Below are 14,654 nucleotides of genomic sequence, written 5' to 3'. Positions count from 1 at the left end.
CCGGGCAGTTTCAGAATCCAACGAGGCGCGCCATGGCCATGCCGACCGCCGATCTCGCTGCGGGCCCGTCCCGGCCCAATGACCCGGCCGCCACGGCTCGCGATGAGCGGCTGCGCCGCGTCTCGCTCATCGCCCGGCTGATGCGCAGGCCAGAGCTCGGCGCCGTCGCCGGGCTTGTGCTGGTGACGATCTTCTTTGCGCTGACCGCCAATCCGGCGATGTTCACCCTTGCCGGCCTCATGACGGTGCTCTCGCCGGCGGGCCAGCTTGGCATCCTCGCCATTGCCGCTGCGCTCTTGATGATCGGCGGCGAATTCGACCTTTCGATCGGCTCGATGATCGCCTTCGCTGGCCTGGTCTTCGGCGCGCTGATCGTCGTCGGCGACCTGCCGCTCCTGGCGGCGATCGTCGCGACCTTCGTCTTCGCCGGGCTGATGGGCGCGGTGAACGGCCAGATCGTCATCCGCACGCGCCTGCCTTCCTTCATCGTCACGCTCGCCTTCCTCTTCATCCTGCGCGGGCTCTCGCTGGTCGGACTGAAATGGGCGACGGGCGGCTCGACGCAGTTGCGCGGGATCGGCGACAAGGCGGGTGAGGGCCTGATCCGCGAGCTTTTCTCGGGTCAGGCGCTTGAGCCGCTCTTCGCCTGGCTCGCCAAGGCCGACTGGATCGCCAAGTTCCCGAACGGCACGCCGACCGTGACCGGCGTTCCCGTCTCGATCCTCTGGTTCCTCGCCATCGCGGCTCTTGCGACCTATGTCCTGCTGCGCACTCGCTTCGGAAACTGGATCTTCGCGGCCGGCGGCGATGCCAACGCGGCCCGCAATTCCGGCGTGCCGGTGAACCTGGTCAAGACGATCCTGTTCGTGCTGACTGCCTGCGCCGCCACGCTCGTCGCCATCCTGACCGTGCTCGATGCCGGCTCGACCGATGCCCGCCGCGGCTTCCAGAAGGAGTTCGAGGCGATCATCGCCGCGGTGATCGGCGGCTGCCTGCTGACCGGCGGCTATGGCTCGGCGATCGGCGCCTTCTTCGGCGCGATCATCTTCGGCATGGTCTCGATCGGCCTGACCTACACCAGCTTCGACAGCGACTGGTTCCAGGTCTTCCTCGGCGGCATGCTGCTGCTCGCCGTGCTGTTCAACAACTACATCCGCCGCAAGGCGACAGGGGAGCGCTGAGCATGACCACCGCAGCTCCGGAACAAGCGCCGCTCATCGAGGTCCGCGACATCGCCAAGCATTTCGGCTCGGTGATCGCGCTCTCTGGCGTCTCGCTCAAGGTCTCGGCCGGCGAGGTGCTCTGCCTGCTCGGCGACAACGGCGCCGGCAAGTCGACGCTGATCAAGACGCTGTCGGGCTGTCATAAGCCGAGCTCGGGCGAGTTCCTGGTCGAGGGCCGGCCGGTCGCCTTTTCGAGCCCGCGCGATGCGCTCGATGCCGGCATCGCCACGGTCTATCAGGACCTGGCGATGATCCCGCTGATGTCGATCACGCGGAACTTCTTCATGGGACGCGAGCCGATCCGCGGTTTTGGCCCGCTGAAATGGATCGATTTCGACCTCGCCCATGCGGTGACACGCGACGAGATGCACAGGATCGGCATCGATATCCGCGACCCGCACCAGGCGGTCGGCACGCTCTCCGGCGGCGAGCGCCAATGCGTCGCCATCGCCCGCGCCGTCTATTTCGGCGCCAAGGTGCTGATCCTCGACGAGCCGACCTCGGCGCTCGGCGTCGCCCAGACCTCGATGGTGCTGAAATACATCAACCTCGTGCGGGCCAAGGGGCTGGGCGTGATCTTCATCACCCACAACGTCCGCCACGCCTATGCTGTCGGCGATCGCTTCACCGTGCTCAACCGTGGCAAGACGCTTGGCACCTACGCCAAGTCTGGCATCGCCATGGACGAACTGCAGAACCTGATGGCCGGCGGCAAGGAGCTGCAGGCGCTCTCGGCCGATCTCGGCGGCACGGTCTGACGCCCGGGAAATCATCCGCTCCTCTTTTCTTCTTCGCTACGGAGATTGCTCATGCGCGCGCTCGGCGTTGGCCTGATCGGCACCGGCTATATGGGCAAGTGCCATGCGCTCGCCTGGAACGCCGTCGCTCCGGTCTTCGGCGATGTGCCCCGTCCGAAGCTGGCAGTGCTCTGCGAGGTCGATGAAGCCCTGGCCACGCAACGCGCCGGCGAGTTCGGCTTCACTGATGCGACCGCCGACTGGAAGGCGCTCATTGTCCATCCCGATGTCGACGTCGTCTCGATCACCACGCCAAATGCCTTTCATGCCGAGATGGCGATCGCCGCGCTCGCCGCCGGCAAGCATGTCTGGTGCGAGAAGCCGATGGCGACGAGTCTTGGCGATGCCGAGGCCATGCTGGCGGCGGCGAAGGCGGCCGGTACGGTCGCGGCCCTCGGCTACAACTACATCCAGAATCCGGCGATCCGTTTGGCCAGGCGCCTGATCGCGGATGGTATGATCGGCGAGGTCAACCATGCCCGTGTCGAGATGGACGAGGATTTCATGGCCGATGCCGGCGCGATCTTCTCCTGGAAGAGCGAGGCCGCCTCGGGGCATGGCGCGCTCGACGATTTCGGCGTGCATGCCTTCTCGCTGCTCAAGGTGCTGGTCGGCGAGGTCGAGGCGGTGATGGCCGACATGGCTAGGCCCTATGCGGAACGGCCGCTGGCCGCCGGTGGCAGCCGTGCGGTCGAGACCCATGACATTGCCACCGTGCTGCTGCGTCTGTCCTCCGGTGCATCCGGGCTCGTCGCGCTCAATCGCTCGGCCTGGGGTCGCAAGGGCCGGATCGCCCTGCAGATCTTCGGCGCGAGAGGCACGATCGCCTATGATCAGGAGCGGATGAACGAGATCGAGCTCTACACCGCAGAGGGCGCCGGCGATCTCCAGGGCTTCCGCCGCATCCTGACTGCGCCGGCGCACGAGCCTTATGGCCGCTTCATCCCGGCGCCCGGCCACGGCCTCGGCTTCAACGAACTCAAGATCATCGAATGCCGGGAATTGCTGCGCGCCATTGCAGGCGAGCCGGCACATCTCCTTGATTTCGAAGCCGGCCTGCGCATCGAGCGCACGGTCGAGGCCGCGGCCAGGAGCTTCCGCGAGGGTCGTTGGACAACGGTGTGAGTGGCCGCGCGTCGTGTAGCGTTGGACGCGACAACGAAAACGGTTAGGGATATCGTTCGTATACGAACGAGGATCAGCGATGGCGCGACCGAGTAGTGCGGCCGAGACGCCCGAGCCTGCGCAGGAGAGCTACGATCTCGCCGAGCAGGTCGGCTTCATCATGCGCCAGGCGGCGCAGCGCCATGTCTCGATCTTCAACGAGATCATGGGCAGCGACCTGACGCCGACACAATGGGCGGTGCTGGCGCGGCTCTATCAGGATGGCGGCTCCTCGCAGAACCTGCTCGGCCGCCAGACCGCAATGGACGCCGCCACGATCAAGGGCGTGGTCGACCGGCTGCTCAAGCGCAAGCTGGTGCAGACCAAGCCCGATCCCGAGGATGGCCGCCGGCTCATCGTCGAGCTCAGCCCGGCCGGCATCGACTACACCCGTGAGCTGCTACCAAAGGCGGAGACGGTCACCAAGGTGACGTTGGCTCCGCTCGCCACCAACCAGCGCGCGACGCTGATCGCGTTGTTGAAGCAATTGCGCTGAGCTCTCCGTCATTGCGAGCGCAGCGAAGCAATCCAGAGGCGTCGAGCGAGCCTTCCTGGATTGCTTCGTCGCTACGCTCCTCGCAATGACGAAAGTGTGCGCCGCGCGACTAACTGACCACGTAGCAGTCGCAGGCTTCCGCCATCGCCTTCGCTTCGTCGAGATCGCTCGCGGCGCTGGCGTGGATGGCGAAGAGCGGATCACCCGCGGCGACGGTGTCGCCGACATGGCGGCGCAGGTCGATACCGGCCGCCTTGTCGAACGGCGCGCCGGCGCGCCTGGCGACCCCGGCGACCGCCCAGCCATCGATTTCCATGATCGTGCCGGCCTTGGGCGCGCGCACCGTATGGACCAGCAGCCCGGGCGCGACCGGCGGTTCGCGCCGGCCTTGCGCATCGATGATGCGCTCGAAGGCGGCGCGCGCCGCGCCGGAGCGGAGCAGCTCCTCGGCGCGTGTCCGCCCGGCTGCGGCCGAGCCGAGCGCCGGATCCCAGGCGAGGATGCGGCTGGCGAAGAACAGTGCCTTCTCGACCAGGTCGGCCGGTGCCTGCGGATCGTTGTCGAGTACCCAGCTGACATCGCGGCACTCCAGTGCCGCACCGATCCCGCGTCCGATCGGGCGACTGCCATCGGTCGGGAAGGCCTCGACCACGAGGCCGAGCCCGGTTCCGACCGTCTCGAACAATAGTGCGAGTTCGGCGGCCTCGGCCTCGCTCTTCAGCTTGGCACGCGGGCCGTAGGGCAGATCGACGATGACATGGGTCGAGCCGGCCGTGAGCTTCTTCGACAGGATCGAGGCGACCGACCAGCGATTCGAATCGATCCCGAGCGGCCGCGTGATCGCGTTCATCACGTCGTCGACGACGGAATGGTTCAATCGCCCGTTCCAGGCGATGCAGCCGCGCGCCTTTTCCACGCAGGCGCGCAGCTCGGCCGGGTTGAGCTCGACGCGGGCGAGCGCCTCCATCGCATCCGCCGTGCCGGCCGCCGAGGTGATGGCGCGCGACGAGGTTTTCGGCATCAGGAAGGCGCCGTGCGCGGCGACGATCGGCACCACGATCAGCGTGATCCGGCTGCCGGGAATCCCGCCCATCGAATGCTTGTCGACGACGATTCTGTCGGGCCAGGTGATCGTCTGGGCGAAGCGGGAGCGCACCCGCGCCAGTGAAACGACTTCGTCATCGCTCAGCTTCTGCGTCGCCGCGACCAGGAAGGCCGCGACCTCGCCATCGGGATAGCGGGCCTCGACGATGTCTCGGATCAGCGTGTGGTACTGCTCTTCCGAGAGCTCGCCGCCCTGGATCTTGCGGGTCAGCGCGGCGCGGCTCTCGGGCGTGGGCGTGCGCCTGAGCGTGACCTCGCTGCCCTCGGGCAGGCCGAGTTCGTCGAAGGCCTCGGCCGACAGGCCGATTTCGTCACCGGCGAGCAGCGAGGGCAGGTCGATCACCTGCACGTCCGAGCGCGTGCTGGCCGTTGCTCCCGAAATCTCGATCCGGCCCGGCCCGAGATAGTCGAAACCGTTGACGATCTCGCCCTTGGCCGGGAGGTAGGCGCAATGCGCCCGGCCGGCGAAGAGCGGCAGCCGGCGCAGCCGCATCGTATTGGTGGCGGCCTCGACCGCGGCGATGAAGCGCTCGACACCGATCTCGACGCTCTGATCATTGCAGATCGTCGCCGCCCTGATCCCTTCCGGCCGGGGCTCGACCGTGCGCGACAGGCGCTTCTCAATGGCTTCGCCGCTCTCGCGTCCGCGCCCGGCGATCCGGGCGGCGAGCACCTCGGGCGGCGCGATCACCTCGACGACGACGAAGCGCGGCAGGCGGCCCGCGAGCGCCGCGATCGTGGCGCGCGAGCCGTTGGCGATGACATTGCGGCCGGCTTCGACCAGGCGTTTCAGCTCGGCCGGCAGGCCGTAGCGCAGGCCATGAGCGCCCCAGGTGATCAGGAAGTCGCCCCTGGCCTCGCGCGCGTCGAAGGCCTCGTCCGTCGCCGCATCGTGATCCTCGCCCGGCGAGCCGGCCGGGCGGGTGACGACACGCCGCGCGAAGACATAGCGGCCGGTCGGCTCCAGCAAGGTGCGGGCGCCGTCGATCAGCGAGTCCTTGCCGGCCCCGCTCGGGCCGACGACGAGGAAGAAGGTACCGGGCCGCATCTTTGCTCAGGCTTCGTCGAGGCCGATGTCCACCGCCGGCGCCGACTGGGTGATCTTGCTGGTCGAGATATAGTCGACGCCGGTCTTCGAGATCGGGCCGATCGTGTCGATGTTGATGCCGCCGGAGGCCTCGACCTTGGCGCGGCCGGCGATCAATTTCACGGCTTCAGTCATGTCGGCGACCGACATGTTGTCGAGCATGATCACGTCGGCGCCGGCCCTGGCGGCTTCCTCGACCTGCTCGAGCCGGTCGCATTCGACTTCGAGCTTGGTCAGCACCGGCAGCTTCTTGCGGGCGCGCTCGACGGCGGCGGTGATGCTGCCGCAGACGGCGATGTGGTTGTCCTTGATCATCACGCCGTTATCGAGGCCGAGGCGGTGGTTGAGGCCGCCACCGCAAGTCACGGCGTGCTTTTCCATCATGCGCAGGCCCGGCGTGGTCTTGCGGGTGTCGATCAGGCGCGCCTCGCTGCCGGCCATGGCGGCGGCATAGCGGGCGGTCTCGTTGGCGATGCCGGAGAGGCGCTGGGCGATGTTGAGCGCGGTACGCTCGGCGGTGAGCACGCTGCGGGCAGCGCCCTCGATCTCGACCAGGATCGCGCCTTTCTCGACCTTGTCGCCGTCCTTGACCAGGAGGGTCACCTTGAGCTCGGGGTCGTAGCGCTTGAACACCCGGGCTGCGATCTCGACGCCGGCGACGATCATCGGCTCGCGGGCGTTCATCTGGAACTTGCCGGTCTCGCCGGGCTCGATCATCACCTGGACGGTGAGGTCGCAGGCACCGATATCCTCGATCAGCCAATGGTCGATCAGGCGATCCGTGGCGAAGCTGTCATACATGGCAGGCCCTCTCTCCCGCGGCGACGCCGCTCGAAACATGTTTGTATGCAAACAATAGCAGCGGGAAAATTTGGCTGTCAATGCGCCATCGAAGCCGTGCTTGCAACCAGCAATCGCGTCATGGCGAGGTCATCTCCGCGAGGTAGGAACCGCGTTTGGCAGCGCCGTAAATAATCTTGCATGCAAGAATTGCTGACCGAGGCCTGTTTTTGCCGGAGTAACCAGCGCCAGCCTGGCGGTGATGGTTAGAGCCTTCGATCAACCTCGCGCCGTCATTCCGGGCAAGCCGCGCTAGCGGTGCAGCTCCGGAATCCATCGTAGAGCGCGGTTCCCTACGATGGATTCCGGCGCTCCGCTTCGCTGCGGCCGGAATGACGGCGCGAGGTTGATCGAAAAGACCACCAAGAAGATGGGACAACCACGGGATCCGGGGTAGGTTGGGCCGCCATCCAGAGCCTCGCCTTGTCTTGACTTGGTCTAAGAGGCGCGCCAGTATCGTTTGTACACAAACAAAATCCGAAGCCCGCTTTGCGGGAGGATCAAGCATGGCGCTGGACGAAGCGAGCCCGGTCGCGGACGACAAGATCCGCTGTGATGCCTGCCCGGTGATGTGCTTCATCAAGCCCGGCGCCGTCGGCGCCTGCGATCGCTACGGCAATGTCGAGGGCGAGCTGGTGCGGATGGAGCCGCATGTCGTGCTCGAGCGCACGCTGGAGCACGGCGGCGAGGTCGTGCCTTTCGCGGGCAGCCGCGAATGGGAAGGCGAGATCGTGCACCAGCAGGGCACGTTCATCACCGCGATCGGCGCCGGCACCACCTATCCCGACTACAAGCCGGCCCCGTTCATCGTCTCCTCCGAGGTCGATGGCGTCGACATGGTCACCGTCGTGACCGAGGGCATCTTCAGCTATTGCGGCGTCAAGGTGAAGATCGACACTGACCGCTTCCTCGGCCCCGAGCAGGCGACGGTGCGGGTCGAGGGCGAGGCGATCGGCCACGTCACCACCGGCGAATACGGCTCGCAGATGCTCTCGCTCGGCGGCGTCCATCATCTCACCGGCGGCTCGAAGAAGGAGGGCCGCGTCACCTGCGACGCGCTGCTGCAGCTCAGCAACGGCAAGGCGGTCGAGCTCACCATCGACGAGGGCGAGACGGTGATCGTCCAGGCCGGCAAGCCGCCGATCGTCAACGGCATCCAGGAGAGCCGCATGCGCGTCGGCTGCGGCTCGGCGACGATCGGCATCTTCGCCAAGCAATGGCACGGCAAGGTCGACGAGGTCGTCGTCGTCGACGATCACATCACCGGCGTGCTCTCCGAGCACCAGGCCGGCAAGCTGCTCGGCATGGCGGGGACCGGCATCAAGCTGAAGGGCCGTCGCTCGACGCCCGGCCGCTACTTCCAGGTGGCGCAGCCCGGCACCGGCTGGGGCGGCACCAATATCAGCGATCCGCTCACCGTTCTCGGCCCGTTCGACCCCAAGGTCGCCTATCCCGGCCTGCGCCTGCTGATGGTCTCGACCACCGGCGAGCACGCCGCCTATTACGAACTCGACGAGAACCTCGTGCCGGTCGAGACGCAGATGCCGCAGCCGCTGGTCGAGCCGGTCGAGCGCATCGCCGAGAATTGCGAGCCGGCGCTCTCGACCGTGCTGTTCATCGGCGGCGCCGGCGGCTCGTTGCGCGCCGGCGTCACCGAGAATCCGGTGCGGCTGACCCGTTCGGTCAAGGATGCGCTGACCTATGTCACCTGTGGCGGCGCGCCGGTCTATATCTGGCCGGGCGGCGGCATCACCTTCATGGTCGACGTCACCCGCCTGCCCGAGAACGCCTTCGGCTATGTGCCGACGCCGGCGCTGGTCGCGCCGCTCGAATTCACCATGAGCCGGACCGATTACGAGGCGCTCGGCGGCCATATGGACGCGATCCAGCCGCTGGCTTCGCTCAAGGGCGGTAGCCAGCTGCGCCTGCCGCAGCGCCCGGACAATCCGTGGCCGCTGGCGCCCGAGCAGCCGCGCCGCTCGCTCGGCTAGGGCGATGTGGGAAAAGCCCTCCGCACGCTTTCTGCCGGATGGCAGGCGCCTGCTACTGCAGCAGGGGCCGATCGATCTCGTCATCGAGGCCATTGGGCAGCAGGATGCTGTGAAGGCCGCGCATGAGGTGGCCATTAGCCGCTTCGGCGGCCTGCTCGCTGAGCTCTGCGATGAATTGAAGCTGCTACGCACGGCGGTGAGCAGGACGAGCCCGCTGCCGCTCGGCCCGGTCGCCCGCCGCATGCACGCTGCCGTGGCGCGTTTCGCCGAGTGCTGCTTCATCACGCCGATGGCCGCCGTCGCCGGCTCGGTGGCGCAGGAGATTCTGGGCGCGATGTGCGCGGCCGCGCCGCTCACGCGAGCCTATGTCAATAATGGCGGTGACATCGCCCTGCACCTCGCAGCCGGCGAGCAGTTCCGCATCGGGCTGGTGAAGCGTCCCGACCGGCCGGAGTTCTTCGCCACCGCGACGATCCGGCCCGAGGATGGCGTCGCCGGCATCGCGACCTCAGGCTATCCCGGCCGCAGCTTCTCGTTGGGGATCGCCGAGGCCGTGACCGTGCTCGCGGCGACCGCCGCCATGGCCGACGCCGCCGCGACCGTGATCGCCAATGCGATCGACCTGCCCGGCCATCCCGCGATCGAGCGCCTGCCGGCCAGTTCCATCCAGAGCGACAGTGATCTCGGCGGGCGGCTGGTCACCCGCCATGTCGGACCTCTTGCCGCGGGCGAGATCGAAACCGCGCTCGCCGCCGGCCTCGTTGAGGCGGAGCGCCTGCGCGCGGCCGGCCTGATCGTCTCGGCCGCCATGCATCTGCAGGGCGAGAGCCGCGCGCTCGCCACGCCTATGATCGTTCAAGAAGACCCTGAGAGGAGACTTGCCCGTGCCTGAGATCGCCGTGCGAAAATACGCCGTGACCGTCGAGGAGATCTATCACGAGGGCGGCCCGGCCGCTTCGGTGCCGCTGAAGCGCGGTGCGGCGCTGGCGGTGATCGCCAACCCCTATGCCGGCCGCTATGTCGAGGAGATCCAGGGCTTCATGGATGATCTCAAGCCCTTCGGTTTGGCCATGGCGCAGCGCCTGCTTGCGGCGATGGGCGGCGATGCCAGGATGATCCAGGGCTATGGCAAGGGTGCCATCGTTGGCGCTGCCGGCGAGCTCGAGCATGGCGCGCTCTGGCATGTGCCCGGCGGCTACGCCATGCGCGAACTGCTGGGGGACGCCAAGGCGATCGTGCCCTCGACCAAGAAGGTCGGCGGTCCCGGCACGCGGCTCGACATCCCCGTCACCCATGTCAACGCCTCCTATGTCCGCAGCCATTTCGACGCTTTCGAGATCGGCATCACCGATGCGCCCCGAGCCGACGAATTGCTGTTCGCGCTGGTGATGACGACAGGCTCGCGCATCCACGCCCGCGTCGGCGGGCTCAAGGCAAGCGAGATCAAGGGCGAGGACGGCCTGCGATGAAGGCGCGGATCCGAAAGATCGTCACGGTCGTCGACGAGACCCATACCGAGCTCGGCCGGCCGGTCTCGCCGCCGATCCGGCGTGCCGCCGCGGTTGCGGTGATCGCCAATCCATTTGCCGGCAAATATCAGGATGATCTCTCCGAGCTGATCGATATCGGTGAGGAGCTCGGCGACCTGCTCGGCCGCCATGCGCTGAAGGCGCTCGGCATCGAGGGCGAGGCGGTCGAGGGCTATGGCAAGGCCGCCGCTGTCGGCGAGGATGGCGAGCTCGAGCACGCCGCCGCGATCCTGCATCCCAAGCTTGGCGCGCCCCTGCGCAAGCTGCTGGGCAAGGCGCCGGCGCTGATCCCGTCCTCGAAGAAGCGCGGCTCGCTCGGCGTCGTCCTCGACGTGCCGCTCGGCCATAAGGCGGCCGCCTATGTCCGCAGCCATTTCGACGGCATGGAAGTCCGGATTTCGGACGCGCCGCGCGCCGGCGAGATCGTCGTCGCGGTGGCCCTCACCAGCGGCGGCCGGCCATTGCCGCGCGTCGGCGGCCTGACTCATGCCGCGGCCAAGGGCGAGGACGGGCTGCGGTAGGGCGTTTCCGCACTCCGTCCGACTAAGACGGACAGGCGCGGGGAACCCTTCTCCCGTCTGGGAGAAGGGCAGGGATGAGGGCCTGCCAGACCCGAACAAGGCCGCAGCAGTGCCGTTGCGCCACAACAATCAGCGGCGGTCCCTCACCCCTACCCTTCTCCCATCCGGGAGAGGGGTTCTCCGTTGCGGCTCCCGCGCCTCAATGCCCCGCCTTACGCGCCCTCGCCACCGCCGCTTCGATCCCTTCCCAGCCCGGTTTCCCCGGAGCGAAGCGCCCGCGCAGATGGGCTGCCAACCCCACCAGTTGGCGATCGTCGAGCGCGGTCGCGAAGGAAGGCATCGAACCGATGCCGTGCTGGCCGCCTTCGAGGAGCATGTTGACGAGATTGGTCGGCGTCGCCGCATGCAGCTTTGACGACAAGCCGAGCGCCGGTCCGGCATTGAGCAATGGTGCGGCGCGGCCGGTCTCGTGGCAGGCGGCGCAGGCGCCCTCGTAGAGCCGCGCTACGGCTGAGGTCGCAGGATTGGTGGCCCGCTCCGTCTGCTGCCCGATCCGCGCTACCAGCGCTTCGGCTTCAGCTGCGGGGAGAGGTTCGTTCAAGGAGGCGAGATAGCTCGCCATCGCCCGGATATCGGCGTCGGGCAATTCCCTGAGCTCGGCGATCACAGGCGCCATCGGGCCAGCGGCTGCGCCATGGTGCTGCGAGGTGCCGGTCTTCAGGTAGGCGTAAAGCTCGGCCTCGCTCCACGGGATCGGTCCGGCCGAGAGCTTCGTCAGTGCCGGTGCCTCCCAGCCCTCAGCCTCGCCGCCAGTAAGATAGGCGCTGCCGCCCTTCTCGGCGCCGAGCGCGTTGCGCGGCGTGTGGCAGGCGCCGCAATGGCCGAGCCCGTCGACGAGATAGCGCCCGCGATTCCACTCAGCCGAACGCGCCGGATCGGGCTTCAGCTCGCTCCCGCGGTTGAACAGCTGGTTCCAGCCAGCCATCAGCGGGCGCAGGTTGAACGGGAAGGTGAGCCGGCTCTGCTCGTTCTCCCGGCGCACCGCCGGTTGCGACATCAGAAAGGCGTAGAGCGCCTGCAGGTCGGCCTCGCTCGTCTTGGCGAAGCTCGGATAGGGGAAGGCCGGGTAGAGCTGGCGGCCATCGCGATGCACGCCGGCGCGCATCGCCCGCTCGAAGGCGGCGTAGGACCAGCTGCCGATGCCGGTCTCGGCATCAGGCGTGATGTTGGTGGTCATCACCGTGCCGAACGGCGTCGGCAAGGCGAGCCCGCCGGCATAGCGCACGCCGTCCTTGCCGGTATGGCAGACGGCGCAGGCGCCGAGCGCCGCGAGTTGGCGACCGCGCTCGATCGTCGTCGTCGACCAGGTCGACGGGTCCGGCCGCGCAATCGGCGCGATCGACGGAGCCATTGCCAGCGAAACGGCCGCGAAGGTCGCGGCGCCCGCCACGGCCGCGCCGAGCTTGCTCCACCAGGGCAGGCGCCCGGCCGGCTCGCGGAGCGGCGACTTCAATAGCAGCGTGCCGTTGAGGCCGGCGAGCACCCGCTCCGGCGTCAGCGGCAATTCGCGGAAGCGCACCCCGGTCGCGTCGTAGACGGCATTGACGATCGCCGCCGCGCTCGGGACCGAGGCCGACTCGCCCGCGCCCATCGGCGGCAGATGCTGGCGGTCCATCAGCATGACGTCGATTGCCGGCAATTCCGGGAAGGTCAGCACCGGATAGGAGCCCCAGTCGCGGCTGGCGACGGTGGTGGTCTGCGAGAACGTCACCTCCTCGCGCAGCACCCGGCTGGTCGATTGCAGGACATTGCCGTGGATCTGGTGTGTCACCCCGACAGGGTTGACCATCATGCCGGTGTCCTGGCCGACGGTGACGCGGGAGACGGTGACCTCGCCGGTCGTGCGGTTGACCGCGACATCGGCGACCCAGGCCGCCCAGGCCGCGCCGACGCCCGGCCAGCTGCCATGGACATAGCGCGCCTGGGCGAAGCCGCGCCCGCGCAGCACTTCGCCATCGGCTTGCATGCGTGGGCCGACATGCGGCTGCCAGTTGGCCCGCTCCGCGGTCGCACGCGTCAGTTCGGCGGCGCGCTCGTCGTTGATGTGGCGCAGGCGGAACTCGACAGGATCGACGCCGGCTTCATGCGCGAGCTCGTCGATATAGCTCTCATGCGCGAAGACGTTCGGCATGGCCGAGACGCCGCGCAGCCAGGACGCCCGCACGATTGGCGGCATGTCATAGGCGGTCAGCCGCATGTTCTCGTAATTGTAGGACGGCGCCGCGGTGCGATCGCCCATCCGGAGCGCCGCCGGCTGGTTCGGGATGCGCCCGGTCAGCAGCAGCGCCAGGGTCGGTGCGGCGTTCGACGGATACCAGGTATGGAAGTCGTAGGCCTTGAGCGAGCCGCTGGGGCCGAGCCCGCCCTTGATGTCGATCAGCTGGGCTGCGCCCTTCGGCTCCCAGAGATGCTCCTGCTCGCGGGTGAGCTGAACCCGCACCGGCATGCCGACCGCGCGCGACAGCAAGACCGCATCGGCGGCGACGTCGTCGGCGCAGTTGCGGCCATAGCAGCCGGCGGCCTCGAAGCGGACAACGTCGATCCGCTCCTTCGGCAGGCCGGTGAGCAGCGCGAGATCGTTCTGCAGCGGATAGGGGTTCTGGCTGCCGGTCCAGACTGTGATCCCGTTCTCGCGCACATCGGCGACCGCGCAGGACGGGCCGATCGAGCCGTGCATGTGGTAAGGCCAGACATAGGTGCGGTCGAGCCTCGCCTCGAGGCTCCCCAGCGCCGTTTCGACATCGCCCTCCTCGGCGAGCAGACGCGGCGTCGACGGATGCGTGCGCAGCGCCTGGCCGAGATCGGAGAGGTCGGGCGGCGTGAAATCGCGCCATTGCGCCCGAAGCTTCAGCGCCGCTTCCGCCGCCTGCTCCTCGCGCTCGGCGACGATGCCGATGAAGTCGCCCTCGACCACCACGGTGCGGATGCCGGGCACGTCTGCGATCGAGTCGCGATCGACCGAGATCAGGCTCTTGCCGACGAAGTCGCCGGCGTCCATGCCGGCATAGGGCGGGCGCACGACGCGGCCATGCAGCATGCTGGGCACGCGGACATCGTGGACATAGGCGAAGCTACCGGTGACCTTGGCCGGGATGTCGACGCGGGCGACCGGGCGGCCGACGAGCTTGTGCTGGTCGACCTGCTTGAACTCGGCGCTCTCGGCCAGCGGCAGCAGGATACGCTCATTGGCGAGCAGCGTGTCGAGGGCGATGGCCGGGTCCGTTTCGCCCTTGCGCGCGATCACGCCGACGCTGAGCGTGAGCTCGTCCTCGCCGCAGCTCAGCGCGGCGGCCGCGAGCGCGATCAGTCTGGCGCGGATCTGCGTCGCCGCGATGCGTATCGCCAGCGAGGTGACCTGGATCGTCTCGCTGGCGATGGTCGGGCCCTGATCGGGCGTCTCGGCGGTGTCACCGAGCACCATCTCGACCGCTTCGAACGGAAAATCCAGCTCCTCCGCCACCATCTGCGCCAGCGCGGTACGGATACCGGTGCCGAGATCGACATGGCCATTGAAGGCGAAGACGCGGCCTTCCGCCGTCAGGCAGACATGCAGGTCGAGCCCGTCCTCCGGCGCGGCGCCGGCAGCTGTGCCCTTGCGCGGCGCCACCACGCCGATCACGCCGCCGCGCTTCAACAGAGTCTTGCGCGAGAGGGGGGCGGCCGGCCCGCTCATGGTGACCTCTGCCGGGGCCAGCAGGTAGCGAGCGGGAACCGCGCGCTACCCTCTCCCCCCTTGTGGGGGAGAGCTGGAGAGGGGGGTAGCCAGCCGTGAAGTTGCTGGATTGGCAGGACGCGATGGTCGACGGGAGAAGCGTCGCGGATGGCATACCCCCCTCCCCAAC

General features: G+C 68.0%; 11 protein-coding genes. 8 read left to right on the top strand and 3 right to left on the bottom strand.

All coding sequences use genetic code 11. The annotated features are described in order from the left end of the window. Positions 1 to 38 precede the first annotated feature (38 nt). The 4 genes from ACSQ24_RS25285 to ACSQ24_RS25270 all read left to right on the top strand — a co-directional run bounded on the left by ACSQ24_RS25285 (position 39) and on the right by ACSQ24_RS25270 (position 3,680). Positions 39 to 1,181, top strand: coding sequence for an ABC transporter permease (locus ACSQ24_RS25285; protein ID WP_436097966.1), 1,143 nt, complete (start codon positions 39 to 41; stop codon positions 1,179 to 1,181). Between the two features lie 2 nt (positions 1,182 to 1,183). Beyond that, positions 1,184 to 1,981: an ATP-binding cassette domain-containing protein gene (locus ACSQ24_RS25280; RefSeq protein WP_436097354.1), complete on the top strand. Its 798-nt coding sequence runs from the start codon at positions 1,184 to 1,186 to the stop codon at positions 1,979 to 1,981. A 51-nt stretch (positions 1,982 to 2,032) separates the two neighbouring features. Further along, on the top strand, positions 2,033 to 3,145 hold the full coding sequence (locus tag ACSQ24_RS25275) for a Gfo/Idh/MocA family protein (RefSeq protein WP_436097353.1): 1,113 nt from the start codon (positions 2,033 to 2,035) through the stop codon (positions 3,143 to 3,145). 79 nt (positions 3,146 to 3,224) lie between these two features. Next, positions 3,225 to 3,680: a MarR family winged helix-turn-helix transcriptional regulator gene (locus ACSQ24_RS25270; RefSeq protein ID WP_436097352.1), complete on the top strand. Its 456-nt coding sequence runs from the start codon at positions 3,225 to 3,227 to the stop codon at positions 3,678 to 3,680. A gap of 109 nt (positions 3,681 to 3,789) precedes the next feature. Here ACSQ24_RS25270 and phnN read toward each other — a convergent pair whose 3' ends face one another. Together phnN and nadC are read right to left on the bottom strand one after the other, a co-directional pair. Further along, the gene (phnN, locus tag ACSQ24_RS25265) at positions 3,790 to 5,832 is read right to left on the bottom strand and encodes a phosphonate metabolism protein/1,5-bisphosphokinase (PRPP-forming) PhnN (protein WP_436097351.1); all 2,043 of its coding nucleotides are present in this window, start codon (positions 5,830 to 5,832) and stop codon (positions 3,790 to 3,792) included. A gap of 6 nt (positions 5,833 to 5,838) precedes the next feature. Beyond that, positions 5,839 to 6,672, bottom strand: coding sequence for a carboxylating nicotinate-nucleotide diphosphorylase (gene nadC / locus ACSQ24_RS25260; protein WP_436097350.1), 834 nt, complete (start codon positions 6,670 to 6,672; stop codon positions 5,839 to 5,841). A 545-nt stretch (positions 6,673 to 7,217) separates the two neighbouring features. Between nadC and ACSQ24_RS25255 the strand changes: the two genes are divergently transcribed. The 4 genes from ACSQ24_RS25255 to ACSQ24_RS25240 are packed head-to-tail and all read left to right on the top strand — an operon-like array spanning position 7,218 to position 10,752. Next, on the top strand, positions 7,218 to 8,702 hold the full coding sequence (locus ACSQ24_RS25255; protein WP_436097349.1) for a 6-hydroxynicotinate reductase: 1,485 nt from the start codon (positions 7,218 to 7,220) through the stop codon (positions 8,700 to 8,702). Between the two features lie 4 nt (positions 8,703 to 8,706). Beyond that, complete coding sequence (locus ACSQ24_RS25250) at positions 8,707 to 9,594, top strand: UPF0280 family protein (RefSeq protein WP_436097348.1); 888 nt, start codon at positions 8,707 to 8,709, stop codon at positions 9,592 to 9,594. Continuing rightward, entirely contained in the window at positions 9,587 to 10,171 is a 585-nt protein-coding gene (locus tag ACSQ24_RS25245; protein WP_436097347.1) for an amino acid synthesis family protein, read from the top strand. Before ACSQ24_RS25250 ends, ACSQ24_RS25245 begins: the two co-directional genes overlap by 8 nt. After that, positions 10,168 to 10,752: an amino acid synthesis family protein gene (locus ACSQ24_RS25240; RefSeq protein ID WP_436097346.1), complete on the top strand. Its 585-nt coding sequence runs from the start codon at positions 10,168 to 10,170 to the stop codon at positions 10,750 to 10,752. The genes ACSQ24_RS25245 and ACSQ24_RS25240 overlap by 4 nt, the downstream gene beginning before the upstream one ends. A gap of 199 nt (positions 10,753 to 10,951) precedes the next feature. Here ACSQ24_RS25240 and ACSQ24_RS25235 read toward each other — a convergent pair whose 3' ends face one another. Then, positions 10,952 to 14,485, bottom strand: coding sequence for a molybdopterin cofactor-binding domain-containing protein (locus ACSQ24_RS25235; protein WP_436097345.1), 3,534 nt, complete (start codon positions 14,483 to 14,485; stop codon positions 10,952 to 10,954). Positions 14,486 to 14,654: the final 169 nt, after the last annotated feature.

It is taken from the genome of Allobosea sp. LjRoot237, from assembly GCF_964253285.1.
Lineage (GTDB): Bacteria > Pseudomonadota > Alphaproteobacteria > Rhizobiales > Beijerinckiaceae > Allobosea.
The sequence above is the reverse complement of the archived record's forward strand: the minus strand, read 5'-3'. Positions and strand labels throughout refer to the sequence as shown.